This window comes from Silvibacterium dinghuense (genome assembly GCF_004123295.1).
Classification (GTDB): domain Bacteria; phylum Acidobacteriota; class Terriglobia; order Terriglobales; family Acidobacteriaceae; genus Silvibacterium; species Silvibacterium dinghuense.
Window position 1 is genome coordinate 1,347,131 of sequence record NZ_SDMK01000001.1, and the last position, 22,712, is coordinate 1,369,842.

The window sequence follows — 22,712 nt, forward strand, 5'->3', positions numbered from 1 at the left end:
ATCGCTCGGCGCGAACCAGCCGAAGGCGGAGGGCCTGGACGGTCAGTCCCCGACCACCTCGACGCTCCCCAGTTCCACCTTCGATCCCGACTGCCGCAGCTTCTTCGCCGCATCATCCCAGCGCAACTCGGTAACGCTGTCCTTCCCTTTGAGATACGCCTCGGTCGTGCCGTCATCGTCGTAGAGCGTGAACGTCGCATCCGCGCCCGGATACACCTTCACTCCTGCAATGGCCTGCTTCTGCGCCGTGCTCAGGATCGGTGCGCCCAGCGGCAGAATCGAACCTGCGCGCACAAACAGCGGAATCGTATCGATCGGCGCCTGCACCGTCACCGTCTGCCCGCCGTGCAGTTTCTCGTTCGTCCAGTAGTTGTACCAGTCCGTGCCCGCAGGCAGATAGACCTCGCGGCTCGTCGCGCCCTGGTCGGTCACAGGAGCCACAAGAAATGCCGGTCCCAGCATGTACTCGTCCGTGATCTCGGCGGCCTTCGCATCCTTCGGGAAGTCCATAAACAGCGCCCGCATGGAAGGAGCGCCGGTTTGGTACACATGGTAAGCAGTGGAGTAGATATACGGCATCAGCGTGTAGCGCAGCTTCAGGTACTTCTCGAGAATCGGCTCTGCCTCATGCCCATACGACCATACCTCGTTGAAGTTCCTGCTGCCATGTGTGCGAAAGATGGGCAGAAACGTCGCGTACTCAAACCAGCGCGTGTAGAGTTCCGGATAATCGTCGTAACCGCCCACGTTGTCACGCGCATCCGATGGATCGAGCAGCGGCTTGTGCGCAGGATGATGCTCGCCTGGCAGATACTGCCAGCCTCCCGTGTCGTTGCTCCAGTTCGCAATGCCCGAGGCCGTCATATCGAGCCCTGTCGGCACCTGCCGCTTCAGCGTGTCCCACGTCGGAAAAATATCCGACGACCACACGATTACGCCGTTCTTCTGGATGCCCGTGAACGCGTCGCGCGAAAGAATCAGAGGCCGTTCATTCGTGTCGCGGCGGAAGCCGTCCGCGATCGCTGCGGTGTGAAACAGCGGATACGGATTGTAGAATTCCGTGCCCGGCCCGATGAAGAAGTAGCTGCCCTGCGGCGGAAGATCCGGCTCCGTCTCATCGGCCCAGATCGAGCTGAATCCCTTGCTCAGGATGTTGTCCTTGATCGCGTTCCAGTACCACTTCGCCGCAGCCGGATTCGTCGTATCGATATCCGAGCCCGCCTTGTCATAGGGCAGCCCATCGGTCGGCGTGCCGTCCGCCTTGTGCTCGAACCATCCGTTCTTCAGCAGCAGAGGATAGTAGCGTGAATCGGGCACATAGCGCGGCCACACGCTGATCATCGTCGAGATGCCCATCGCGTGCAGCTCGTCGTTCATCGCCTTCGGGTCCGGCCACAGTGTCGGATCGAAGTCCATCTGCCCCATCTTCGTGTAGTAGAACCAGTCCACGACGATGGTATCGAGCGGCAGCCCGCGGTCGCGATAACCCTTCGCCACGGCCATCACCTCGGCCTGCGAGCGATAGCGCTGCTTGCACTGGATATACCCATACGCCGACTTCGGCAGCAGCGGCGTCGCGCCGGTCAGCAGGCGGTAGCCCTCGTAAATCTCGTCCGTCGTCTTACCCGCAATCACGAAGAAGCTCACGCGGTCGCCCACCTGCGACATCCACCGTGTCTGCTCGTTGAAGCCAGGCATGATCGTCGTCTGCGACGGGTTGTCCCACAGGATGCCATAGCCCTTATTGGTAACCAGGAACGGCACACAAGAGCTCGGCCCCGCCGGCGCGTTGTAGTCCTGCCAGCAGCGGACAACATGGCCGCGATGATCGAGGAAGCCCTCCTGGTTCTCACCCAGCCCGTAATAGTGCTCGTCTTCGGGCGAGACAAAGCTCGCGCCCACCGCAAAGAACGGATCGTCCGTCGGCCGCCGCTGGTTCAGAATCTCGGCATTGCCATCCTTCGGATTCGGCACCGATTGCTGCCAGCCCTGCATATGCGTCAACTCGCGGCCATCCGCCGTGCGGAAATCGATGTCCGCGCCCGGCGTCGAGCCGCCGAAGAACTTTCCGATATCGATCTGCGTCTGCACCGGCTTCCAGGGATGATCGCCGGCCAGCGTCACCGTCATGCGCTGCGAAGCATACACCGTGTTACCGTCGCGATGCTCTATCTTCCAATCTGCATCATCGGGCTTCGCCGTGATGCCGTATCCCGGAGCGGCCTCTGCCTTGTCCTTCAGCAGGCTCAGGGTCACACGCACAATGTTCGGCGCATACGGCTCAAAGACAATGGTGCTGTTGCCCTTGGTCACCACGACGCGATCATGCGTCGCCGGAGACTGGGCAGCGGCAAACGAAACAGGCAGCAGAACGGAGAGGGCGGCAGAGAAAACAAAACGCTTCATTCGGAACTCCGGAAACCTTCACCCGAAAACTATCACAATACGAGCAAAAAGGTTTTAGTTGAGGGATTTTCCAGATTTTGACTGCCATTTCTTGCGCGGCGCGGCAGCCGGAGACAACGCCTCTGTGGCGGACGAAGTCTCCTGAGCAGTGCCCGTAGAACTCTCCGTCACTGCACCTTTGCTCGCATCCACTGAGGACTCTACCGCCGGCTTCTCAACTTCTCTCGCCGTTGCCGGATTCCATTTCTTACGCGGAGCCACAGGCACTTCCGGCTCGGCCACCGTTGGCGCTGCCGTCGTCCCTGCAGACGCAGCCGTCCTGGCCTCATCCACGGGCGGCGATGGTTTTCCGGCAGGCGACCACTTCTTACGCGGAGCAGCCATTTCCACGGGCTTCGGCTCTTCGATCGCCACGAACGAAGCAGGCACAGCGGCCGCCTCTTCCACCACCGCCACGACCGCGGGCGCGGGCACAACTGCGGCATCCTCAACCGCCGCCGGAACTGCAGCGATCATGCCCGACCCCTTTTCCACCGCCTCGAGCAGCAATTCGGCGATGTCCTTCACCACAACCGTCTCCGCACCGCCCGGCGCACTTGAAAGCATGCTCTTGCAGAATGGGCACCCCACCGCGAGCACTCCACCTGGCGAGCCCGCCAGCGTCTCCTTCGCCTCGCGCATACGGTTCGTCGCGATGCGCTCAGTGCCCGGCTCTTCTTCCTTCCAGAACTGAGCCCCGCCCGCGCCACAGCAGAAGGAGTTCTCCCTCGCCCGCGGCATTTCCGCAACCTTGCCGATCTGATGAAGCACCTCGCGCGGCGCCTCGTACACGCCGTTGTGGCGCCCCAGGTAGCACGGGTCGTGATACGCGATGTCGACGCCCGTCGCCTGCGGCTTCAGCCGTCCCTGCGCTACCAGAGAAGCCAGCAACTCGCTGTGATGCACCGTCTGATACTCGCCTCCGAGCTGCCGATACTCATGCCCGATCGCATTCAGGCAGTGCGGACAGCTCGCGACAATCGTCTTTGATCGAAAATTATTTAACGTCGCAACATTCTTCTCCGCCAGCGACCGGTACAGCACCTCGTTGCCCGCGCGCCGCGCGCTGTCACCGGTGCAGCACTCGCGCTTGCCCAGCACCGCGAAGCTCACTCCCGCCTCGCCCATCAGCTTCACCAGCGCCCGGGCGGTGCGTTGGGCCTGCGGATCATAGCTGGCCGCACAGCCCACCCAGTACAGCACCTCGGCCTCAGGGTTCTCCTCGACCGTCGGCACCCGCAGCCCCTCGGCCCACTGCATGCGCTGCTCGTGGTTGATGCCCCATGGATTCTGCGTGCGCTCCATGCCACGAAAGGCCGTCTGCAGCTGCGCGGGAAATTCACCGGCCATCATCACCTGCTGCCGCCGCACCTCCACAATGTCCAGCATCGGCGAGTCTTCCACCGGGCACACCGCCACGCATGCGCCGCAGGTCGTGCACGCCCACGCCGCCTCCGGCGTCAGCGCAAACTCGAGCAACGTCCGCGGACTCGCCTCGCCCTTATCGAATCCAGTCCCTGCAAGGCGATTCAGCTCCATACGCTTGTTGATCTCGATCGCGGAAGGACTCAGCGACTTGCCCGTCGCCGTCGCCGGGCATGCCTGCTGGCACCGATTGCACTGGATGCACGCATACGCATCGAGCAGCCGCGGCCAGCCCAGCTCTTCGAGCCGCTCCGCGCCAATCTGGAAGCCCTCCTCCGCTTCGAGATTGACCTCCACAGGAGGCAGCACACCCGAGCCAGCCTCACGCTTCAGCAGCGAATTCACCGGAGCCAGGAATAGGTGCAGGTGCTTCGAATACGGAAAATATGCGAGGAAGACCAGCACGCTGCCCAGCGCGCCCCAGTAGCCGAACTCGCGCCATGCCTCGGCGCTCTGCGCTGGAATCAGCCCCGCAATCATGCTTGCAAACGGCTCCCAGGGATCGGGGCCATCCACCGCCAGTCGCGCCCCCGCGCCCATCGCACGGCTGCCCACATGAAAGAGGATGAACGCCGAGACAATCAGCGAATCCCGCGCAATTTTCCCTTTGCGAACATCGTTCTGTAACAGCGTCTGATCATTAAAGAGAAAATCCCGCCGCGCAGGCAGTAGAAACCGCCGCGCCACCAGCGCCACCACTCCCACCAGTACCAGCGCACTCAGCACATCGGCGAAGAGCTGATACGCTGCACCCCACGCGCTCGCTGACGAGATGCGCAGGGGAACAAAGCCCTCGATCGCATCCACAAAGTTGACGAGGATATAGAAGACGAACCCATAAAAGATAAATGCGTGAAAGAAGCTGACCCACGGCCTCCGGCGAAAGGTCCGCGACTGCGTCAGCGTCGTCATCAGCGCGTAGATCACGCGCCGTGGCAGATCGTCCCCGTGCGGTTCCACCTCGGCGCGCCCGCGCCGGATGCGCCGATACACGCCATAAAAGCCGCGCGCGCCGGCCACGAGCGTGATGAACGCAAAGACTGCGAAGGCGTATCTCTGGCCGAGTGGGAGCATTGCGCCTCGCTGTTACTGCTTCAGCCTCTCGATCAGCGCGGGCACCACCTGCTGCACATCGCCCACGATGCCGTAATCGGCGATCTTGAAGATCGGCGCCTCGCCATCCTTGTTGATCGCCACGATGGTGCGGCTCTTGCTCATGCCGGAAAGATGCTGCACCGCCCCCGAGATGCCCACCGCGATGTAGAGCTTTGGCTGCACGGTCTTACCCGTCTGCCCCACCTGCTCCGCATAGGGACGCCATCCGGCATCGACCACCGCGCGTGTCGCGCCTACAGCCGCGCCCAGCCTGTCGGCAAGCCCCTCCACCAGCGCGGTAAAGCCCTCAGCCGTGCCCACGCCGCGCCCGCCGGAGACGACGATCTCCGCCTCGGCCAGCGAAACACGCGACAACTTCTCGGCCGAACGTCCCGTCACCTCCACGCGCCGCTGCGGCAGATCCAGATCCACATCGAACTGCTCACCCGCGCTGCTCAACGCCGCCGAATCAAATGGGGCCGGATCGAATGCCCCCGGCTTTACGCTCGCCACCACCACTGCAGCCTCGGCCCGCACTGTCTCGGTCACGCGCGCCAGATACGTGAAGCGCGTTGCCACGTATCCGCTGTCCTCATAGCGCAGCGAGGTCACATCTTCGAGCAGTGGAGCCTCCAGCTTCACGGCCACGCGCGGACTCCACGCCCGCCCGCCGCGCCCGGCGCTCACCAGCACGGTGTGCGCATCGCCTTCTTTCGCAATCTGCGCTACCGCCGCAGCCCACAGCTCGGCATCGTGCACAGCCAGATGGTCGCTGTCCGCCACCAGTACTTGTTCTGCAAGCTGCGCCGCCTCATTCGCGACTGCGGCCACGCCCTTGCCCAGCACCAGGATCGCGATGGACGCCTCGCGTCCCAACCCACGCGCGCAGTTCACCATCTCGCGCGTCACCCGGGCCAGCTTGCCGTTGCTGTGCTCCGCCACAATCAGGATCACGCGATCACCCTCGCTTCCTCGCGCAGCAGATGCACGAGCTCCGTCGCTGCCGCAGCCGCATCCTTGCCGTCCAGCATCTTCCGCCGCCGCTCCTTCACCTGGATCTCCTCGCTCACCCGTCGCACCAGCGGCCGCACGCCGAAGCGCTCCAGCATCTCCTCGCGCAGTTCCTTCTTCTTTGCCTTCATGATGTTCGGCAGCGTCGGATAGCGCGGCTCATTCAGCCCCTGCTGCGTGGTGATCACCACCGGAAGCGCTACGCGGAAGCTTTCACTCCCCTCATCCACATCATGCCGGCCCGTCAATACCCCGCCCTCGACCTCGAGCGCGCTGGTCCACGTCACCTGCGGCCATCCCAGCCGTTCGGCTGTCGCCGCCCCCAGCGCCTGGCTGTCCCAATCCGTCTCCTGCCCGCCACACAGGATGAGTTCCGCCTGCTCTTCCTTTGCGAGCATCGCCATCACCCGGCTCAGAGCAATCGGATCGAGCGCCACATCCGTCGTCACATGGATCGCACGATCCGCGCCCATGGCGAGCGCCGTGCGCAGCGCCTCGCGCATCCGCGCCGGCCCCACACCCACCGCCACCACCTCGCCATCGCCGGTTTTCTCACGAAGCCGCAACCCTTCTTCGAGCCCGTATTCGTCCATGGTGTCCATCACCAGCTTGCTGTTTGCCAGATCCACCGCGCCATCCCGGATGCGTACACTCTCCTCACCATCCGGGACCTGGCGGATCAACGCCATCACTCGCATCGTTATTCCGCTCCAAAGGCCAACCGAGAATACTAGCTGCAATCCCGCTCTACCGTACAGCGCACCCCGCAGTGCAGACAAAAAACGCGTGCGCTAAGTTCTCCGCGCACCACCATGATCACCCCCATCGCTTGACAGCTCTCCGCGATACGGCGTATCAGCTTGAACCCGGAAGGCGTTAGCGCTTTCGGCTGACGCTTCGCACATTCCGCTCCACCTGCACTCTTATCTATTTCCGGAGACCTTCATGCCTGAAACCCTGCCCCCCACAGGCCAGCGCAGGCAATGGAACACCGCGCTGCTTACGCTTTTCGCCCTCACCCTTGGCTTACTCTTCGTTACGCCTCGCCTCCACGCGCAAGCGGTTACCGCCACTCTTCTCGGTACGGTTACCGACAACACCGGCGCCGCCGTCCCCAATGCATCCATCCAGATCACCGAAAGCGCCACCGGCATCCAGCACAACGGCGTCACCAACGAGAGCGGCAACTACACCTTTCCGAATCTGCCGCCAGGCACCTACACCGTCAGCTCCACCGCCAAGGGCTTCAAGAAAGAGAGCCGCCAGAACGTCGACGTGCAGGTCAACACCACCACCCGCGTCGATCTCGCTCTCCAGCCCGGCAGCGTGAGCGAAACCGTCGTCGTCACCAGCGCGCCGGCCATCATGCAGACCGACCGTGCCGACGTCAGCATGAACATCGAGTCGCACGTCGTCGGCAATATGCCGCTCTCCGTCAATCAGAACTTCCAGAGCCTGCTCACGCTGGTGCCCGGCGTCGGACCGCCCGTCTTCCAGCACTCGCAGTTCTTCAACGCCGCCAGCTCCATCCAGACCGAGGTGAACGGCCAGCCCCGCATGGGCAACAGCTACCAGATCGAAGGCATTGACGATGACGAGCGCACCGGCCTGCTGCAGATCCTCATCCCGCCACAGCAATCCATCCAGACCGTAGACGTCTCAACCAGCAACTTCGAGGCCGAACTGGGCCGCGCCATCGGCACCGTGGCCAACGTCATCATCAAATCCGGCAGCAATGAGTTCCACGGCATGGCCACGGAATACGTGCAAAATAGCGTTTTCGATGCCCGAGCCTACTTCAACACCAGCGTCGGCCATCTGGCCTACAACTACTTCGGCGGTGGTCTCGGCGGACCCATTCTCAAGGACAAGCTCTTCTTCTACGGCGACTACTTCCGCTCGCCCGATCACGAAGCTAACTCCAACATCCTCACCATTCCGTCTCCGCAGTGGTACACACCCAACGCAGCCGGCTACATCGACCTGAGCGGCCCGCTCACCTCCACCGGCAAGGGCCAGATCTATGACCCCGCCACCGGCAACGCCGACGGCAGCGGCCGCACGCCTTTCGCCAATAATCAGATTCCCTACTCTCGCGTGAATCCCGTCTCCATCGCGCTGATGAAGCTGCTCCCCGCGCCCAACACCAACGTCGCCACCAGCACCACCTCGCCGACCAACAACTACTCCATCAACCTGCCTTTCCAGAAAACCACCACCCGCTATGACGCGAAGATCGATTACCAGATCACGCCCAAGGACCACCTCAGCGGCCGCTACAATGCGCAGAACGTGAACATCTACCAGGCTCCGGCCTTCGGCGACGCCGGCGGCGGTCCCGCGCAGAGTGGTTTCGCCGGCACCGGCAAGCAGAACACCTACAGCACCGGCCTCAACTACGACCGCGCCTTCTCCGGCACGCTGCTCACCGAGGCCCGCATCGGCGTCGCACACTACGGCAACAGCGCCACCCCCTCCGGCTACGGCACCGACTACGCCACGCAGACCGGCATCCCCGGCGTGAACATCAGCCAGTTCACCAGCGGACAGGTCGGCATCTTCCTCGGCGATTTCTCCAGCAATCCGCTCATCGGCTACTCGGCCTCACTCCCCTGGGTGCGCACCGAGACCAACATCGACGCCGTCAATCACTGGACCAAGATCATCCGCAATCACACCGTCAAATTCGGTGTCGATGTTCGCCGTATCCACGACGATCTCCTCCAGGACCAGACCTTCAGCCCCCGCGGAGCCATTACCTTCAGCGAAGACAACACCTCCGAGCCCGGTGCTTCCACCAACATCGCCAACGAAATGGCCAGCCTCCTGCTCGATGTCCCCTCGCAGGAAGGCCGCGACCTCAACACCTACTTCCCGGCCTATCGCCAATGGTGGTTCTTCGCCTTCGCCGGCGATAAGTGGCAGGTCACGCCGAAGCTCACCGCCGACATCGGCGTGCGCTGGGAACTCTATCCGCCGGCGACGCCGAAGGAATCAGGCGGCTTCTCGAACTACGATCCCTCGAACAACACGCTGGTCATCGCCGGTATCGGTAACAACCCTTCGAATCTCGGCATGAAGACCCGCTACAACTACTTCGCGCCGCGCGTCGGCTTCGCCTATCGCGCCACCGAGCAGACCGTCGTCCGCGGCGGTTTCGGCATCAGCTACACGCCGTTTGAAGACGACACCTACGCCTATAACTATCCGGTCCGCGCCAACAACAGCTACCAGCAGCTCAACTCCTACCAGCCGGCGCTGCTGAGCAGCGGTGCCACGGCCACCTTCCAGGCCGGATTTCCTGCGCCCGCGGCCATCACCATTCCTGCGAACGGCATTCTCTCCGCCCCCATCAGCCAGTCCTACGTCGTCATCCCCAAGGACTTCTACAACCCCTACGTCGAATCGTGGAATGTCGCCGTGCAGCAGTCGCTGCCCGCGCAGTTCACCTTCACTCTCTCCTACGTAGCCAATCACGGCGTGCACATCGGTTCGTCGCAGAACATCAACCTGCCGCCCGCACTCGGCCTCGGCACCGCCGGCGAACCCGAATACATCGCCTATGGCCGCAGCGCCGCCACCACCGTCTACTTTCTCGGCTATTCGTCGAACTACCAGTCGCTCCAGGCGCAGCTCAACCGCCGCTTCGCCAACTCGCTTGGCGTGATCACTTCCTTCACCTGGGGCAAGGGCCTCGGTTATCAGACCAGCGACGACGGCGGCCTGCTCTTCTGGCTCGATCAGCGCCACAACTACGCGCCAAATGACTTCGATCACCGCCTCAACTTCGAGGAGAGCCTCACCTACGATCTACCCTGGGGCCCGAACAAGCGCTGGCTCAATCACGGTGTGGCCGCATCCGTCATTGGCGGATGGAAGCTCTCGGCCATCATCTCCATCTACTCCGGCCTGCCCTTCGACGTCGAAGCCAACGGCGGCACGATCAATACGCCCGGCCAGCAACAGATGGCGAACCTGGTGAAACCCTTCCACAAGCTCAAGGGCATCGGCACCGCGAGCGCGTGGTTTGATACCAGTTCCTTCGCACAGCCCGCCGGCTGCCCCACCACCGGCAGTTGCCAGCTCGTCTACGGCAGTACCATGGGCAACGTGGGCCGCAACGCCTACTACGGCCCTGGATACATCCAGGACAATGTCTCGCTCTTCAAGACCTTCAAAATCTGGGAGGATGTCTCGCTCGAAACCCGCGCCGACGCCTTCCAGCTCAGCAACACGCCGCAGTTCAACAGCCCTTCGAGCTCCATCACCAGCACCACTTTCGGTCACGTAACCAGCACCGTCGGCAGCGGCACCGGCATCAACGGCATCGGCGGCGGACGCGCCCTGCAGTTCGCCGGCACGCTCCGCTTCTAATTTCGTAATAGTCACAGATACAAAACACAACCCCTGGGTGCCCCACGTCTCGATTCTGAGACGTGGGTTCGCAAGACTTTTCTACACCCTATGCTCTCCAGCGATACCCCATCCCTGCCAGCACGCCGCGCATGTAGGAGAAGCTCGCGATCACGCCCGGCATCGGGTCGTCGCCATGCACTTCATACTCAAGGTCCACATACCCCGCATACTTTGTCTTGATCAGCGCGGCAAAGATCTCGCGCACCGGCATCTTGCCGTCGCCGACCGCAACCTGGCTCTCCTTGCTCGAGAAATCCGTCAGGTCCTTCATGTGCATGTTGAAGAGGCGCGGCCCGGCGGCGTGAATAGCCTCCACCACGTCCGTGCCCGCGCGCACGCAGTGCCCTACGTCGATGCAACAACCCATGCGCGGGTCCATCCCCTTCACCGCCTTCAGCACATCCAGCGGCGATTTCCAGATCTTGTCCTCGGGTCCGTGATTGTGAATCGCAAGACGAATGTCATACTGCTTCACGAACTTCTCGATGCGCGGCAGTGTCTCCGGTGTCGGGTCGCCGGCCACGATCACCGACACGCCGGCCCGCTTCGCATACTCGAACTTCGTGCGGATATCGTCGTCTTCATCCTTGGGGAAATACACTGCGCCCACAGCGTGCAGCATGATCCCGTTGGCCTTGTAGTCGGCCAGCGCCGCGTCTTCACCGGCCGCATCCATCGGCAGATGATCCTTCGCATCCTTCGCATTCAGCGCGTCAATGCTGAGCTGTTTCAGATAGCCGATCATCTGCGTCCGCGTGAATTCGCGGAAGGTATAGCTCGTCATGCCCAGCTTCAGCGGCGAAGGCGCACCTCCTGCAGCCATCGGCTCAGCCAATGCGCTCCCCACAGCCAGACCCGGCATCGCCATCGCCCCGGCAGCCAACGCACCCGCGCCCAGGAATCCGCGGCGGCTCAAACGTCCTGCATCCATAGCCTTTCTCCTTGTCCCAAGATCCAAGTCCCAAAATCCAATTTGTATCTCTATCGATTACAGATGCGGCGCCCAGCCCTTTTCGTACTCGCGATCCCAGTACTTCATCGCCTCCGCGTCGTTCAGGATATGAGCATCCGTCGGGTCGGTGCGCAGCTCGCGATTCACGAACCAGGCAATATTCGAGAGCTGCATCGAGGTCACCGAGACATTCCCCACCGCGATTGGCGCATTCAGCTTCTCGCCCTTCTGGATACCGGCGATGAAGTTCGCAAAGTGCGCATCCGTCATCGAGTCGGCGCCCACCAGATCGGAAGAGGATTCCTGCGAAGCCGCCTTCTTCTCGTCCGTCTTATTGCCTTTCAGGTCGTAGATCTCGTACCCGCCGCGATCCACCACCACCGATCCCGTCTCGCCCATAATGGCCGAGCCGCGGTCGCGCCCGTAGAACCGCATCCCGTTGCAGCACTTGCCTTCCCAGCTGATCGTCTTGTCGCCGTAATCGAGGCTCGTATTCAGCGTGTCGTAGAACTGCCAGTCATCCTTGTACGCATAGCGCCCGCCGGCGGCAGTCACGCGCTCCGGATACTGCACATCCAGCGCCCAGCGGCATACATCGATCTCGTGCGTGCCGTTGTTCAGCGTCTCGCCCGTGCCCCAGATACGGAACCAGTGCCAGTTATACGGCTGCACGTTGTCGCGATACGCCTGCCGCGGCGCCGGCCCCTGCCACAGATCCCAGTCGAGGGTCGCCGGCACCGGAGCTTCCTTGCCGTGTCCGATCGACTTGCGCGTGTTGCTGTACCAGGCCTTCGCGTAATACGCGCGGCCGATCAGTCCGTTATGAATCTTGTCGACGATCTCGATGGTGTGCTGCGACGAACGCTGCTGCGTACCCATCTGCACCAGCTTGCCGTACTTCTGCTGCGCCTTCACCAGCAGCGCGCCCTCGCCCGGATTGTGGCTGCACGGCTTCTCTACATAGACGTGCTTCCCCGCCTGGAGGCCACGGATCGCCATCGGCGCGTGCCAGTGGTCGGGCGTCGCAATGGTGATCGCGTCCACGTCCTTCTTCGCCAGCACCTCGCGGAAATCCTTCACCGCTACCGGCTTCTCACCCATCGCCGCTTCGGTCTTGCCTGCGAACTTCGCCAGGATATTCGACTCCACATCGCACACGTAGGCAATGCGCGCATGCGCCTTGTTCGCCTGCAGCGAAGAGAGATGCGCATAGGCGCGGCTGTTCAACCCGATCACGGCAAAATTCAGCCGGTCGTTCGCGCCCATGATCTGTGCATAGCTCTTGGCTGTTGTGCTCACCGCCAATCCGGCCGCACCCACAGCCAGCGTGTCCAGAAACTCCCTGCGAGTCACCATCGTTGTCCCCTTTGTTCACGCAAAAGAATTCGCCCTCCCGCATGAGGGAGGGCGAGCCGTTTAGCAGCGAAGTCCAGCCTTCGCCAGCGCCTTCTTCAGTCCGTCCATGCTGATGCGCGTCGACGCCTCGGGTGTGCCCGCGCCGCGCCAGTGCGTTTCGAGGCTCACCGCATAGTGGAAGCCATCGCGCGCCAGCGCCTGGAACTGGCCCACCCAATCGACGATGCCGCCGCCCACCGGAGCCCAGTCATACTTGCCGTCCGGCTTGCGCACCACATCCTTTGAGTGGCAGTGCCCGATGCGCTTCTTCGGCAGCAGATCATAGCCGTTGGGATACGGCGTCGAGCCCAGCGCCGCCGCATTGCCCGGGTCCCAGTTCAGCATGAAGTTCGGATTCTTCACCTCGGCCAGCACCGCCGCGCTCTCTTCGCCCGTCGCTGTATTGCACGACATTTCGTTCTCGAGCAGCAGAATCAGCTTGTCCTTCGCACAGCGCTCTGCGGCCTCGCTCAGCTTGGCGTTGATCGCCGCGCGATAGGGCTTCTGGTCGTCGAGGCGCCAGAAGTCGAAGCAGCGGATACGGTCTGTGTCGAAGGCATGCGCCAGCGTGATGCAACGCTCCAGCAGCTTCTCCTGCGCCTTGGCGTCGAAGTCCGCATGGAACTGGTCCCGATGCTCGCTCTGCTTCGAGAGCGGCGCGCCCGGCCAGTCGGTCTTGAAGAGCGGGCTTGCAATGTCTGTCACCCGCAGCTTGTACTGCGCGAGAATCTTCTTCGCGTCCGCGACCTGCTGATCGCTCAACTCGGTGACGTTCTTGTTCCACATGCCGCGGATCTCGATCCAGTGCAGACCGAAGTCTTCGGCCGCCACCTTGCAGCTGTGTTCGAAGTCCTGCGAAATTTCATCGTTGATCACCGACAGCCGGAAAGGACAGGCACCATCCCCTGCTCCCGCCATCGCCGCATCGGCCTTTTTCACCCATGACGGCAAGCTTGCCGCCACTCCTGCCGCACCTAGTCCTGCGAGCACATCGCGCCGCGAAAACGCCATCCTGCTGCTCTCCTCTGTTTCCCGCTGACTGCGCACCCTTATGGCACGCGGTCACCATCATCCCCTTTTGCGCGATGATCTGTCACGGGTGGAGCACAGATTTTTTGGATGAAAACACCGGTCTTCGCATGAAAACGTCGGGCGGCGCAAACTCTTTTCATCACAGAGGACACAGAGAAATCCGCACCACCGCAAACATACCGGGTGCCCCACGTCTCGTTTTGAGACGTGGGTTCGCAGTACATCGAATCGCGGCCAGAGGGAGAGGGCCGAAGGCGACCGCCCTGCCGGGTGCCCCGTCCAAGCTCCGCTTGGGCGGGAAGCACGAACCTGCGCTACACCCTATCCCTTGCGTTTCAGGCCCGTTTGCCGCCGACAAACATCCAGGCCAGCGAACAGAGCGTGATCAGCGCGATGATGCCCTGCGAGGTTACGCAGTAAAGGCACCACACTTCGAGCTTGTGCGCTTCGATGTTGGTCAAATAAAGCGCGTATCCCAGCCCGACGACCGAGGCCAGCAGCGTAGCGCCGCGCCGCCGTGCCAGCGCCACGATCGCCAGGGCCAGGTAGCCCGCGATGCCGATCGCCGCAACCGGCACCGGCCCGATCATGGCGTAGCGGCTGTGATTCACAATGCCGCAGTCCCAGTGCGCGTTGATGTCGCAGGGCTGCACATCGTTCGTATAGTGGACGTGCAGGGCAAGGCTCGAGACAATCACGCCAGCCAGGGCAAGAACAGCAATCAGATACCGCATCCGGCAACTTTCTCCTTCTTGCAGCGTCCCTTATAGGAAGAGGCGGCCGCCGTGCGCCGCTCGCGGGACCCCGCTCCTAGGAGATAAGATTAAATCACCAGCTATGAAGCGTATTCTTTCTGCCGCCTTCGCCGTCGCCGCTCTCTTTGCCGCTGCCTCGCCTCTCAGCCACGCGCAGAACGCGCTCAAGCCGCCGGCGGGCTCGCACGTCGCCATCGTTGAGTTCGCCGACCTCGAGTGCCCCATGTGCGGACACGAGAATCCCGTGCTCATGGATGCCGTCGCCAAGTACCACGTGCCCTGGGTGCGTCACGACTTCCCGCTGCAGATGCACGTGTGGAGCTTCCAGGCCGCAGTCAACGCCCGCTGGTTCGACACCCAGAACAAGAAGCTGGGCGATGACTACCGCAACGCAGTCTTTGCCAACCAGAACAATATCGAAACCAAGGACGACCTCGCCGGCTTCACGCAGAAGTTCGCCCAGCAGCACGGTACCGCGCTGCCCTTCGTGGTCGATCCCCAGGGCAAGCTGACCGCCGAGGTCAAGGCCGATTACAACCTCGGCATGCAGCTTGGCGTCCACCAGACGCCCACCGCATGGGTCGTCACCGACGGCACCGGCGGAGCCGCCCCGCACACCGAGGTCAAGGACTTCAACAAGCTCTACACCATGCTCGACGAAGCCATCGCCCAGACCAGCCACGGCCACAAGTAGGGGATAGGGTGTAGGGGGTAGGGTATAGTTTTGCCGCTGCCCTATGTCTCCGTGAAATCCGGGTGCCCACCCATGACAAGCAGTTGGTCATGGGTGGGTCTCCGAAGAATTCAACGAGCAGGAACGAGAATTCTGCTAACCCTGGACGGCCAGCCCCTAACAAGGCTGGCCGTCGGCTTTTCTACACCCTATCCCCTATCCCCTATCCCCTACACCCTTCGTTATGATTGAGGCCGATATGTCCTTCGCAGCGAATCTCGACGCAATGCAGGCCGCGCTCCGTGAAGCCGGTCTCGACGGCTGGCTCTTCTACGATCACCACCACCGCGACCCCATCTCTTACCGCATTCTCGGCCTGCCGGAGAACGCGCACGTCACCCGTCGCTGGTACTACCTCATCCCCGCCGTGGGCGAGCCGCGCAAGCTCGTGCATCGCATTGAAGCCGGCCGCCTCGACACGCTGCCCGGCACCAAGGGCGTCTACTCCTCCTGGCAGGAGCTCGAGTCAGGCCTCGCGACCATGCTGCGGCCCTTCACCAAGCTCGCCATGCAGTATTCGCCGCGCAACGCCATCATGTACGTCTCTATGGTCGACGCCGGCACCGTCGAGTTCCTCCACGAGCTGGGCAAGACCATCGTCAGTTCCGCCGACCTCGTCAGCCAGTTCGAAGCCGTGCTCTCCACCGCCGCCATCACCAGCCACTTCGAGGCCCAGGCCGCCATTGACTCAATCCTCGCCGAAGGCTTCCGTGAGATCGGCCGCCGCGTACGCCCGGCCTCCGGCGCACCCGTTCGCACCACCGAGTACGACATCGTGCAGTGGCTCTCCGAGGCCATGCGCCGCGAAGGCCTCACCTGGGAGAACGGTCCCAACGTCTCGGTGAACGAGAACAGCTCGGACTCGCACTACGAGCCCACCGCGGAAGGTTCGAAGGAGATCAAGGACGGCGACTTCGTCCTCATCGACATCTGGGGCCGCAAGAACCGTCCCGAGACCTGCTATTACGACATCACCTGGACCGGCGTCGTCGGCCGCGAGCCCTCGGCCGAGGAACAGAAGGTCTTCTCCACCGTCATCGCCGCTCGCGACGCCGCCATCCAGGCCGTCACCGATGCCTACGCCGCCCACCGTCCCATCGCCGGATGGCAGGCTGACGACGCCTGCCGCAAGGTGATCGCCGACGCCGGCTATGGCGAGTGGTTCACCCACCGCACCGGACACAATATCGGCTTCGAAATCCACGGCTCGGGCGCGCACCTCGACAACCTCGAGACCCACGACGAGCGCCTGCTGCTGCCCCACACCTGCTTCTCGGTCGAGCCCGGCATCTACCTGCCCAGCTTCGGCGTGCGCAGCGAGATCGACATGATCACCAGCAACGACAAGGCAGTAGTCACCGGCCGCATCCAGACCGAGCTGGTGAGAATCTAGCCGGGTGCCCCATCCATGGCAAGCAGTTGGTCATGGGTGGGTCGGACATAAAAGCGAGTAGAGCGAACAGGAGTCATTCATGACCCAACCGGGCAGGTGGCCATACAAGCCCGCTGTTGACTTGTGTGGGCCACCTGCACCCACTGGCCGCTTTCCCACTGGCCGTCTTTGCGACTGATCACTGGCCACTGAGTCTCTCACGCTGCTGTATATTCAAAATGATGGCCTCGAAGGTGCAAGTTCCCGCAAAACCGGAAATCAAGGGTTTTGTCTACTCCGCGCTCCTCGCGGGATGGCTGATCCCCGGCGCGGGCCACCTGCTTGTCGGCAAGTGGGGACGCGCCCTGCTGCTCTTCGCCTCGATCACCGCCATGTTCTGGCTGGGCATCGCCATGCAGGGCAAGCTCTACCAGCCCAACACCGGCGACGTGCTCGACATGCTCGGCTTCGCGGGCGACCTCGGCAACGGTCTCTATTACATCCTCGGCCGCATCTTCGACCTCGGCCACAGTGCCGTGCAGATCGCCACCGCCGACTACGGCACCAAGTTCGTCGTCGTCGCCGGCCTGCTGAACTTCATCTCCGCGGTCGACGCGCACAATCTGCGCATCGGGAGGAAGCTCTAATGTTCGCCCCCTCGCACTTCACCGCGGTGCTGCTCTTCGCCACCTTCGCCTCCGTGGTCTTCGGTATCACGCAGCGCTCCACCCCGCGCGCCATGGTGCGCTACGGCCTCTTCTGCTGGGTCTGCTTCGTCGGAGTGGTCATCGCCGCCAGCTGGCTGATGTTTTTCATCCGCCGGTAAAACAGGGGATAGGGTTTAGTTTTCCGGGTGCCCCCATCCAAGCTCCGCTTGAGTGGGAGGCACAACCCCTCACCCGGCCACGCCTTTCCTACACCCCACCCCCTATACCCTGTCTTTCCGCTCCCACAGCATGGCATCGAACGTATGCATCGGACGGAAACCCGTCTGCTCATAGAGCGCAACCGCGCCGCGATTAGCCTTGGTCACGGTCAGCGTCAGTGCCCGGAAGCCACGCTCCCGCACATTGGCCACGCAGGCATCGAGCAGCGCGCGCCCCAGTCCCAGCCCGCGCAGCGAGGGCGCCACGCACAGCTGCGTCACATGCGCCACATCCTCCCGCACGCGGGAACAGAGCAGCAGGCCGGCCAGGTTATATCCGCCGCCATGTCCACCCGGATAGGTCAGTACCCGCGAAGCCTCGGCATCGAAGAAGCCGCAGCCCGGAAAGCGCACGATGTTATGCAGAAAGCGCAGTGACCCGGCCACCGTGCGGTACTGGTCATTGATATGGCTGTCCAGATGCCCGGAATATGCCTCCGAAATCAGGCGCGAGGCAGGGTGAAAATCCTCATCCCGCCACGGCCGCATGGCAATGCCGGCCGGAAATGCCTTGGGGCGTATCGGGTGCTTCTCTTCGAGGTCCAGCCGCAGAAAGAGCCGTTCCGCAATCTCGAAGCCCGTACGCTCGAAGACCTCCGAATGCGCACCATGAGGATGCAGCAATAGCTGCGACTCGATCCGGTCCACACCCGGCGAGTGCTCCAGCAGTTCGACCAGGCTTTCCAGCAGCCGGCTCTCGATCTCCTCACGGCTGGTCGCCGAACCCGGCGGTGGCGCCGCAAAGACATCGCCGATCACCGCCTTGTTCTCTTCATACACGCAGAAGACATAACCGGCGATGCGTCCGCCCTCGATGGCCACATACCCGGGCAACACACGCGAATCCAGGTACTGCAGCAACAGGTTCGCAGACGCGCGGTAATCCCACTGCAGCCGCTCGCTCCACACGCGCGCCTCCGCATCCAGCAGCGGACGCAGGCTCGCTGCCGAAAAATGCCGGAGATCGAGAATCTCGAGATGCAGTGCTGGAGTCATGGCGTACTAGAGCCTGTTATGAACTTTCCCGCGGCGGACGCTGGGAGCCAATTTTTACGAGATCGAGGAGCGAGTTGCGACGGATATTGGGCCATATCCTAGCAGCGAGCGACGAAGAGGTCGGGAAAATTAGCCCCAGCCCTTCGGGTTGCGGGGAAAATCGGCCCATACTTCGTTGTCGTCCTCGCCTTGGAATCGCCAATGTCTCCGTCCTCCGTCTCGTCTGGGCCGATTTTCCCGCGCAACGCCGCTTGCGCGAAAGTTCATAACAGGCTCTAGATTGTGAAAGAGTATCTCGTCTTGATACACGAATCCGGCACAGGCTTCGCTCGCCGTTACCAGTTCAGAACCGGCACATCCACATCGGAATCTAAAAAAATACAGAAATCACGGATCGTGCATGGCAGGCCCGGGGACAGAGGGCCACCCGCTCAAAATCAATTTTTGCACGAAACCGGCTCCGCGGCGGCGCTGGTGTCACGGTGTTTTTACTGTGCTGCGGATACCGAGTACACAACCAGGTCCTGCGCAGGATAGGTAAAGAGCGGCTCGTACCTGCGCCCCTGCAGCAGCTTTTCGAGTCGCGGCGGGTGAGAGGCGCGCACCACCAGCAGATGTTGCCCCGCAGGCACCCCATCCGTGTCGTAGTTCACTACTCTGCTATTGCGGTAGAACGAGAGCCCGTACTCCACATCGCGCCGCACCTCGAAGACCGCCACTGTCCCGCCCTCCGGCTGGATCTGCGCAAGAATCCGCGCCAGGGGCCGTGCGGAATAGGTCAGGTCGATCAGCGTGATATTCCGTTTGCTGTCCGCAACCGCCTTGATGCCGAAGAAAGGCCCCACGCCGAAGAGGTACAGCAGCATGATCACCATCGGCACCATGGTCGCAATACGGAACCGCTTGAGCCCGAAGCGATACACGGTGATCAGGATGAAGACCGCGGCCGCGAAAGCCGTCATCGCTCCGGCCACAATGGCGCTGACCGGCGGCATCTCTTCCGGATGCTGCAGATGCAGCGGCAGCAGCACCACAAACGCCGTGAGCACCCCCACCAGCAGCGCATGCAGCACCAGAATCCACGGCTTGAGGCCACGCTCACGCACACGGTTCAGATAATCGCCGGTCAGGATGGTCAGAGGAGGAATCGAAGGAAGGATGTAGCCGGGAAGCTTCGACTGCGAGAAGGAAAAAAAGAAGATCGGGATCAGCGCCCACAGCACCAGGAACTCGGGAAAGGCATCGCCGGCGCGGAAGCTGCCCATGTAGTGGCCCTTCACCCGTCGCGCCCGCCATTCCGCAATCGAGCCCCGAATGGCATCGATCAGCGCCGCAATCGCCGGAACTGCCCATGGCGTAATCGACAGCAGCAGGATCGGCAGGTAGTACCAGAAGTACTGCTGATGCTGATAGCGGTCGGTCGCGAAACGCTCCAGGTTGTGCTGCAGGAAGAAGGTTCGGAAGAAGCTCGGATTCCGCTTCTGCACCGCAATGAACCACGGCAGCACCATCGCCAGGTAGAGCACCACGCCCGGCCACCAGATCGTCCGTCGCAGGATCGACCACTCCCGCCGCAGCGCCGCAAACGCCACCAGGATCACCACCGCCAGGAACGGAGCCACCGGCCCCTTGGCCAGCGTCGCCGCGCCGACGAAGAAGTACAGGTCGAAGAGCCAGAACTTGCTGTCCGTCTCATACCACGCATACCAGCCCAGCATGCCGATGCAGAACGGCGCGGCCAGCTGCATGTCGGTCGAAGCACCGCGGGCGAAGCTCAGGATGCCCGCGCACGATGCCGTGATCAGCGCCGCATCCAGCTGCCCGCCACGGCGGAAGCGCCGGATGTGCAGATAGATCAGCGTAACCAGGATGAAGGCAAAGCTCGCCGAAGGCAGACGCGCCGACCAGTCGTGCACGCCGAACTCGCGGAAGCTGAACATCGCCCGCCAGTAGTAGAGCGCCGGCTTCTCCAGCCACGGCTTGCCCCACAGGATCGGCGTGATGAAGTCATGCCGGGCCAGCATCTCGCGCGCAATCTGTGCATACCGCGGCTCGTCGGCGCCGACCAGCCCCAACCCATCGCCGCCGAAGACAGGCACCAGGCCGTAGAAGAGAAAGAACGAAGTCAGCACAAACAGCGTGCCGGCCTCGAGCACCGTCTTGAAAGACGGAAGATGTTGCCGGAAATCCCCCGGATTCTGCCTTAGAGCTCTAATTCTGGAAGAAATACCCACAGTCGTTTCTAGTCTCGCAGGGAACTCTCGCTAAGGCTAACAGATACAACGCAAACGGACGATAAAGGCTCAGGACGCGCCACCAGTCCACAGTTGCCAGTGAACAGTCCACAGTTGCCGGGAGCCCCACCCATGGCAAGCCGTTGGTCATGGATGGGGCTCCGAAGAACCCCAGATCGCGACCAAAGGGAGCGGAGGCCGGAGGCGATCCGCCCTGCGCGAAACAGCCGGGTGCCCCGTCCAAGCTCCGCTTGGGCGGGAAGGCACGAACCCCAGCAAACCCCAGCTCGCGACCAACGGAAGCGGGGACCGAAGGCAAATCGCCCTGCGCGAAGCAGCACTCGGCCGATCGAGAACGAGCCCTACACCCTATCCCCTACACCCTGCCTTTGTGCCCGGAGACGGCTTTGAAGACACGCGAGAATCTGCTCCTCGGCCACCGGCAGCGGCCCTGCGAGCGTGCAGCCGCTGGCATGGTGATGGCCGCCGCCGCCGAAGACCTCGGCTACGCTGGCCACATTCAGCACCCCTTTGCTGCGGATGGAGAGCCGCACCTTCCGATCCGGCAACTCGCGCAGGAAGACGGCGATTTCCACGCCCGCAATCCCGATCGCGTAATTCACCAGCCCCTCGCAGTCTTCCTCGACGGCCTTGGTTCGCAGCATGTCTTCGTGGGTCACCCACATCCAGGCGATGTTGCCCTCGCGCCGCAGGTTGCAGAGCGCCGCGCCCAGCAGCAGCATCTTCGCTTCCGGATGCGCAAAGTACGTGTTCTGCGCAATCGTCATCGGATTCGCGCCAAGCCGCACCAGGTCTCCCGCCAGTTCGAAGGTATGCATGTCCGTACCCGCGTAACAGAACGAGCCGGTATCGGTCAGCACCGCCGTGTAGAGACAGGTCGCCATCTCCGGCGTCACGCGTGCCCCGGCTGCCAGCGCCAGGTCGTAGACCATCTCCGCCACCGCGCACGCCCGGTGATCGATCCAGTTCACATGCCCGAAGGCCCGGCCGCTCACATGATGGTCGATGTTGATCAGGAAGCGTCCTTCCAGTCCCTCGAGACGCGAGCGCTCGATCCCGTCACACTCCAGCAGGATCACCGCATCGTAGGGCCCATCGACCGTGCACATCTGCCGGATACGGGGCGCGCACGGCAGCCCGCGATAGATCAGCGGCACGCGGTCGCAGGAGACCATGTCCACCTGCTTGCCCATCTGCTCGAGCACCATGCCCATGGCCAGAATCGACCCGATCGCGTCGCCGTCGGGACGCGCGTGGGCCGAGACCAGCAGCCGCTCGGACCGCTCGATCGCGCTCAATACCTCGTGGATGTTGTCGATTTTGTCCATGGCAGCAGGGGTCTAGAGCCGGATTCCCACCAGTATCCGCATATAACCTTCACAAATCATTGCCACCCCGACCGGAGCGACCGTCCCACTTCTTGTCATTCCGACCGAAGAGAGCCGAAGGCGAGCGCAGTGGAGGAACCCGCGGTTTCGCACCGGCTGGAGCCTCTAATGAGCCTCCGCCGTCTTTTTCTGCCGGCGCTTCTGCCGCTCCAGCAGCTCTTCCACCCGCGCCGTCATCCGCTCCGAGCGGTCGATGTGGAACATCAGCTCCGGCACATGCCTTACACCCATCCGCTCCAGCAGCTCGTGGCGGATGTACCCCCGCGCCGCCATCAGACCTTCGATGGTGCCCTTCTCGCGTGCTTCGATGTCCTGTACTTCGCCCGCCGAGTCATCGACAGCCACATAGATCAGCGCCGACTTCCCGCCAGGGTTCAGCAGCACCTGCGTAACGTAAGCCGACGCAATGCGCGGATCGGAGAGCTCGCCCTCGATCATCGCGCCAATCTCTTCCCGCAGCGTCTCCGCCACGCGATCCTGGTGATACTTTCGTGCCCGTTGTTCCGGCATCTCTCGT

General features: G+C 62.6%; 17 protein-coding genes. 5 read left to right on the forward strand and 12 right to left on the reverse strand.

Annotation, left to right across the window (positions count from 1 at the left end; translation table 11 throughout):
• Positions 1 to 42 precede the first annotated feature (42 nt).
• Genes ESZ00_RS05300 through ESZ00_RS05315 form a run of 4 tightly spaced genes read right to left on the reverse strand, consistent with a single transcriptional unit; the run spans position 43 to position 6,674 of the window.
• Positions 43 to 2,406, reverse strand: a complete 2,364-nt coding sequence (locus ESZ00_RS05300) for a glycoside hydrolase family 31 protein (RefSeq protein ID WP_129207105.1) — start codon at positions 2,404 to 2,406, stop codon at positions 43 to 45.
• A 54-nt stretch (positions 2,407 to 2,460) separates the two neighbouring features.
• Entirely contained in the window at positions 2,461 to 4,944 is a 2,484-nt protein-coding gene (locus tag ESZ00_RS05305) for a (Fe-S)-binding protein (protein WP_129207106.1), read from the reverse strand.
• 12 nt (positions 4,945 to 4,956) lie between these two features.
• Positions 4,957 to 5,919, reverse strand: a complete 963-nt coding sequence (locus tag ESZ00_RS05310) for an electron transfer flavoprotein subunit alpha/FixB family protein (protein WP_129207107.1) — start codon at positions 5,917 to 5,919, stop codon at positions 4,957 to 4,959.
• Entirely contained in the window at positions 5,916 to 6,674 is a 759-nt protein-coding gene (locus ESZ00_RS05315) for an electron transfer flavoprotein subunit beta/FixA family protein (RefSeq protein ID WP_129207108.1), read from the reverse strand. The genes ESZ00_RS05310 and ESZ00_RS05315 overlap by 4 nt, the downstream gene beginning before the upstream one ends.
• Positions 6,675 to 6,921: 247 nt before the next feature.
• On the opposite strand from ESZ00_RS05315, the gene ESZ00_RS05320 reads away from it, so the two are divergent.
• Positions 6,922 to 10,350 (forward strand): TonB-dependent receptor, encoded by a 3,429-nt coding sequence (locus tag ESZ00_RS05320; protein WP_129207109.1) that lies wholly within the window; start codon positions 6,922 to 6,924, stop codon positions 10,348 to 10,350.
• An 88-nt stretch (positions 10,351 to 10,438) separates the two neighbouring features.
• Here ESZ00_RS05320 and ESZ00_RS05325 read toward each other — a convergent pair whose 3' ends face one another.
• The 4 genes from ESZ00_RS05325 to ESZ00_RS05340 all read right to left on the reverse strand — a co-directional run bounded on the left by ESZ00_RS05325 (position 10,439) and on the right by ESZ00_RS05340 (position 14,505).
• On the reverse strand, positions 10,439 to 11,323 hold the full coding sequence (locus ESZ00_RS05325) for a sugar phosphate isomerase/epimerase family protein (RefSeq protein WP_129207110.1): 885 nt from the start codon (positions 11,321 to 11,323) through the stop codon (positions 10,439 to 10,441).
• Positions 11,324 to 11,380: 57 nt separating this feature from the next.
• Complete coding sequence (locus tag ESZ00_RS05330; RefSeq protein ID WP_129207111.1) at positions 11,381 to 12,700, reverse strand: Gfo/Idh/MocA family protein; 1,320 nt, start codon at positions 12,698 to 12,700, stop codon at positions 11,381 to 11,383.
• A gap of 60 nt (positions 12,701 to 12,760) precedes the next feature.
• Positions 12,761 to 13,750, reverse strand: a complete 990-nt coding sequence (locus ESZ00_RS05335) for a sugar phosphate isomerase/epimerase family protein (protein ID WP_129207112.1) — start codon at positions 13,748 to 13,750, stop codon at positions 12,761 to 12,763.
• Positions 13,751 to 14,106: 356 nt separating this feature from the next.
• A complete protein-coding gene (locus ESZ00_RS05340) occupies positions 14,107 to 14,505 on the reverse strand; it encodes a vitamin K epoxide reductase family protein (protein WP_129207113.1) in 399 nt (132 codons plus the stop codon).
• Positions 14,506 to 14,608: 103 nt separating this feature from the next.
• Here ESZ00_RS05340 and ESZ00_RS05345 point away from each other — a divergent pair, with 103 nt between their 5' ends.
• The 4 genes from ESZ00_RS05345 to ESZ00_RS05360 all read left to right on the forward strand — a co-directional run bounded on the left by ESZ00_RS05345 (position 14,609) and on the right by ESZ00_RS05360 (position 17,457).
• On the forward strand, positions 14,609 to 15,220 hold the full coding sequence (locus ESZ00_RS05345) for a DsbA family protein (RefSeq protein WP_129207114.1): 612 nt from the start codon (positions 14,609 to 14,611) through the stop codon (positions 15,218 to 15,220).
• A 238-nt stretch (positions 15,221 to 15,458) separates the two neighbouring features.
• The gene (locus ESZ00_RS05350; RefSeq protein ID WP_129207115.1) at positions 15,459 to 16,652 is read left to right on the forward strand and encodes a M24 family metallopeptidase; all 1,194 of its coding nucleotides are present in this window, start codon (positions 15,459 to 15,461) and stop codon (positions 16,650 to 16,652) included.
• Positions 16,653 to 16,873: 221 nt separating this feature from the next.
• Positions 16,874 to 17,278 carry a DUF6677 family protein gene (locus tag ESZ00_RS05355; protein WP_129207948.1) on the forward strand — a complete coding sequence of 135 codons (405 nt, stop codon included), beginning with the start codon at positions 16,874 to 16,876 and terminating at the stop codon, positions 17,276 to 17,278.
• The gene (locus ESZ00_RS05360; RefSeq protein WP_129207116.1) at positions 17,278 to 17,457 is read left to right on the forward strand and encodes a hypothetical protein; all 180 of its coding nucleotides are present in this window, start codon (positions 17,278 to 17,280) and stop codon (positions 17,455 to 17,457) included. The genes ESZ00_RS05355 and ESZ00_RS05360 overlap by 1 nt, the downstream gene beginning before the upstream one ends.
• Positions 17,458 to 17,559: 102 nt before the next feature.
• Here the strand turns inward: ESZ00_RS05360 and ESZ00_RS05365 are convergent, their stop codons facing one another.
• The 4 genes from ESZ00_RS05365 to rbfA form a co-directional block, all read right to left on the reverse strand.
• Complete coding sequence (locus ESZ00_RS05365) at positions 17,560 to 18,552, reverse strand: GNAT family N-acetyltransferase (protein ID WP_129207117.1); 993 nt, start codon at positions 18,550 to 18,552, stop codon at positions 17,560 to 17,562.
• A gap of 488 nt (positions 18,553 to 19,040) precedes the next feature.
• Complete coding sequence (locus ESZ00_RS05370; protein ID WP_229740975.1) at positions 19,041 to 20,708, reverse strand: ArnT family glycosyltransferase; 1,668 nt, start codon at positions 20,706 to 20,708, stop codon at positions 19,041 to 19,043.
• Positions 20,709 to 21,148: 440 nt separating this feature from the next.
• On the reverse strand, positions 21,149 to 22,135 hold the full coding sequence (locus tag ESZ00_RS05375; RefSeq protein WP_129207119.1) for a DHH family phosphoesterase: 987 nt from the start codon (positions 22,133 to 22,135) through the stop codon (positions 21,149 to 21,151).
• A gap of 165 nt (positions 22,136 to 22,300) precedes the next feature.
• A complete protein-coding gene (rbfA, locus tag ESZ00_RS05380) occupies positions 22,301 to 22,705 on the reverse strand; it encodes a 30S ribosome-binding factor RbfA (protein WP_129207120.1) in 405 nt (134 codons plus the stop codon).
• Positions 22,706 to 22,712: the final 7 nt, after the last annotated feature.

What these genes read in the sequence shown, in the direction of transcription:
- ESZ00_RS05300 (WP_129207105.1), bottom strand. Translation starts at nt 2,406, where the DNA reads ATGAAGCGTTTTGTTTTCTCTGCCGCCCTCTCCGTTCTGCTGCCTGTT.
- ESZ00_RS05305 (WP_129207106.1), bottom strand. Translation starts at nt 4,944, where the DNA reads ATGCTCCCACTCGGCCAGAGATACGCCTTCGCAGTCTTTGCGTTCATC.
- ESZ00_RS05315 (WP_129207108.1), bottom strand. Translation starts at nt 6,674, where the DNA reads ATGCGAGTGATGGCGTTGATCCGCCAGGTCCCGGATGGTGAGGAGAGT.
- ESZ00_RS05320 (WP_129207109.1), top strand. Translation starts at nt 6,922, where the DNA reads ATGCCTGAAACCCTGCCCCCCACAGGCCAGCGCAGGCAATGGAACACC.
- ESZ00_RS05325 (WP_129207110.1), bottom strand. Translation starts at nt 11,323, where the DNA reads ATGGATGCAGGACGTTTGAGCCGCCGCGGATTCCTGGGCGCGGGTGCG.
- ESZ00_RS05330 (WP_129207111.1), bottom strand. Translation starts at nt 12,700, where the DNA reads ATGGTGACTCGCAGGGAGTTTCTGGACACGCTGGCTGTGGGTGCGGCC.
- ESZ00_RS05335 (WP_129207112.1), bottom strand. Translation starts at nt 13,750, where the DNA reads ATGGCGTTTTCGCGGCGCGATGTGCTCGCAGGACTAGGTGCGGCAGGA.
- ESZ00_RS05340 (WP_129207113.1), bottom strand. Translation starts at nt 14,505, where the DNA reads ATGCGGTATCTGATTGCTGTTCTTGCCCTGGCTGGCGTGATTGTCTCG.
- ESZ00_RS05345 (WP_129207114.1), top strand. Translation starts at nt 14,609, where the DNA reads ATGAAGCGTATTCTTTCTGCCGCCTTCGCCGTCGCCGCTCTCTTTGCC.
- ESZ00_RS05350 (WP_129207115.1), top strand. Translation starts at nt 15,459, where the DNA reads ATGTCCTTCGCAGCGAATCTCGACGCAATGCAGGCCGCGCTCCGTGAA.
- ESZ00_RS05355 (WP_129207948.1), top strand. Translation starts at nt 16,874, where the DNA reads ATGGCCTCGAAGGTGCAAGTTCCCGCAAAACCGGAAATCAAGGGTTTT.
- ESZ00_RS05360 (WP_129207116.1), top strand. Translation starts at nt 17,278, where the DNA reads ATGTTCGCCCCCTCGCACTTCACCGCGGTGCTGCTCTTCGCCACCTTC.
- ESZ00_RS05365 (WP_129207117.1), bottom strand. Translation starts at nt 18,552, where the DNA reads ATGACTCCAGCACTGCATCTCGAGATTCTCGATCTCCGGCATTTTTCG.
- ESZ00_RS05375 (WP_129207119.1), bottom strand. Translation starts at nt 22,135, where the DNA reads ATGGACAAAATCGACAACATCCACGAGGTATTGAGCGCGATCGAGCGG.
- rbfA (WP_129207120.1), bottom strand. Translation starts at nt 22,705, where the DNA reads ATGCCGGAACAACGGGCACGAAAGTATCACCAGGATCGCGTGGCGGAG.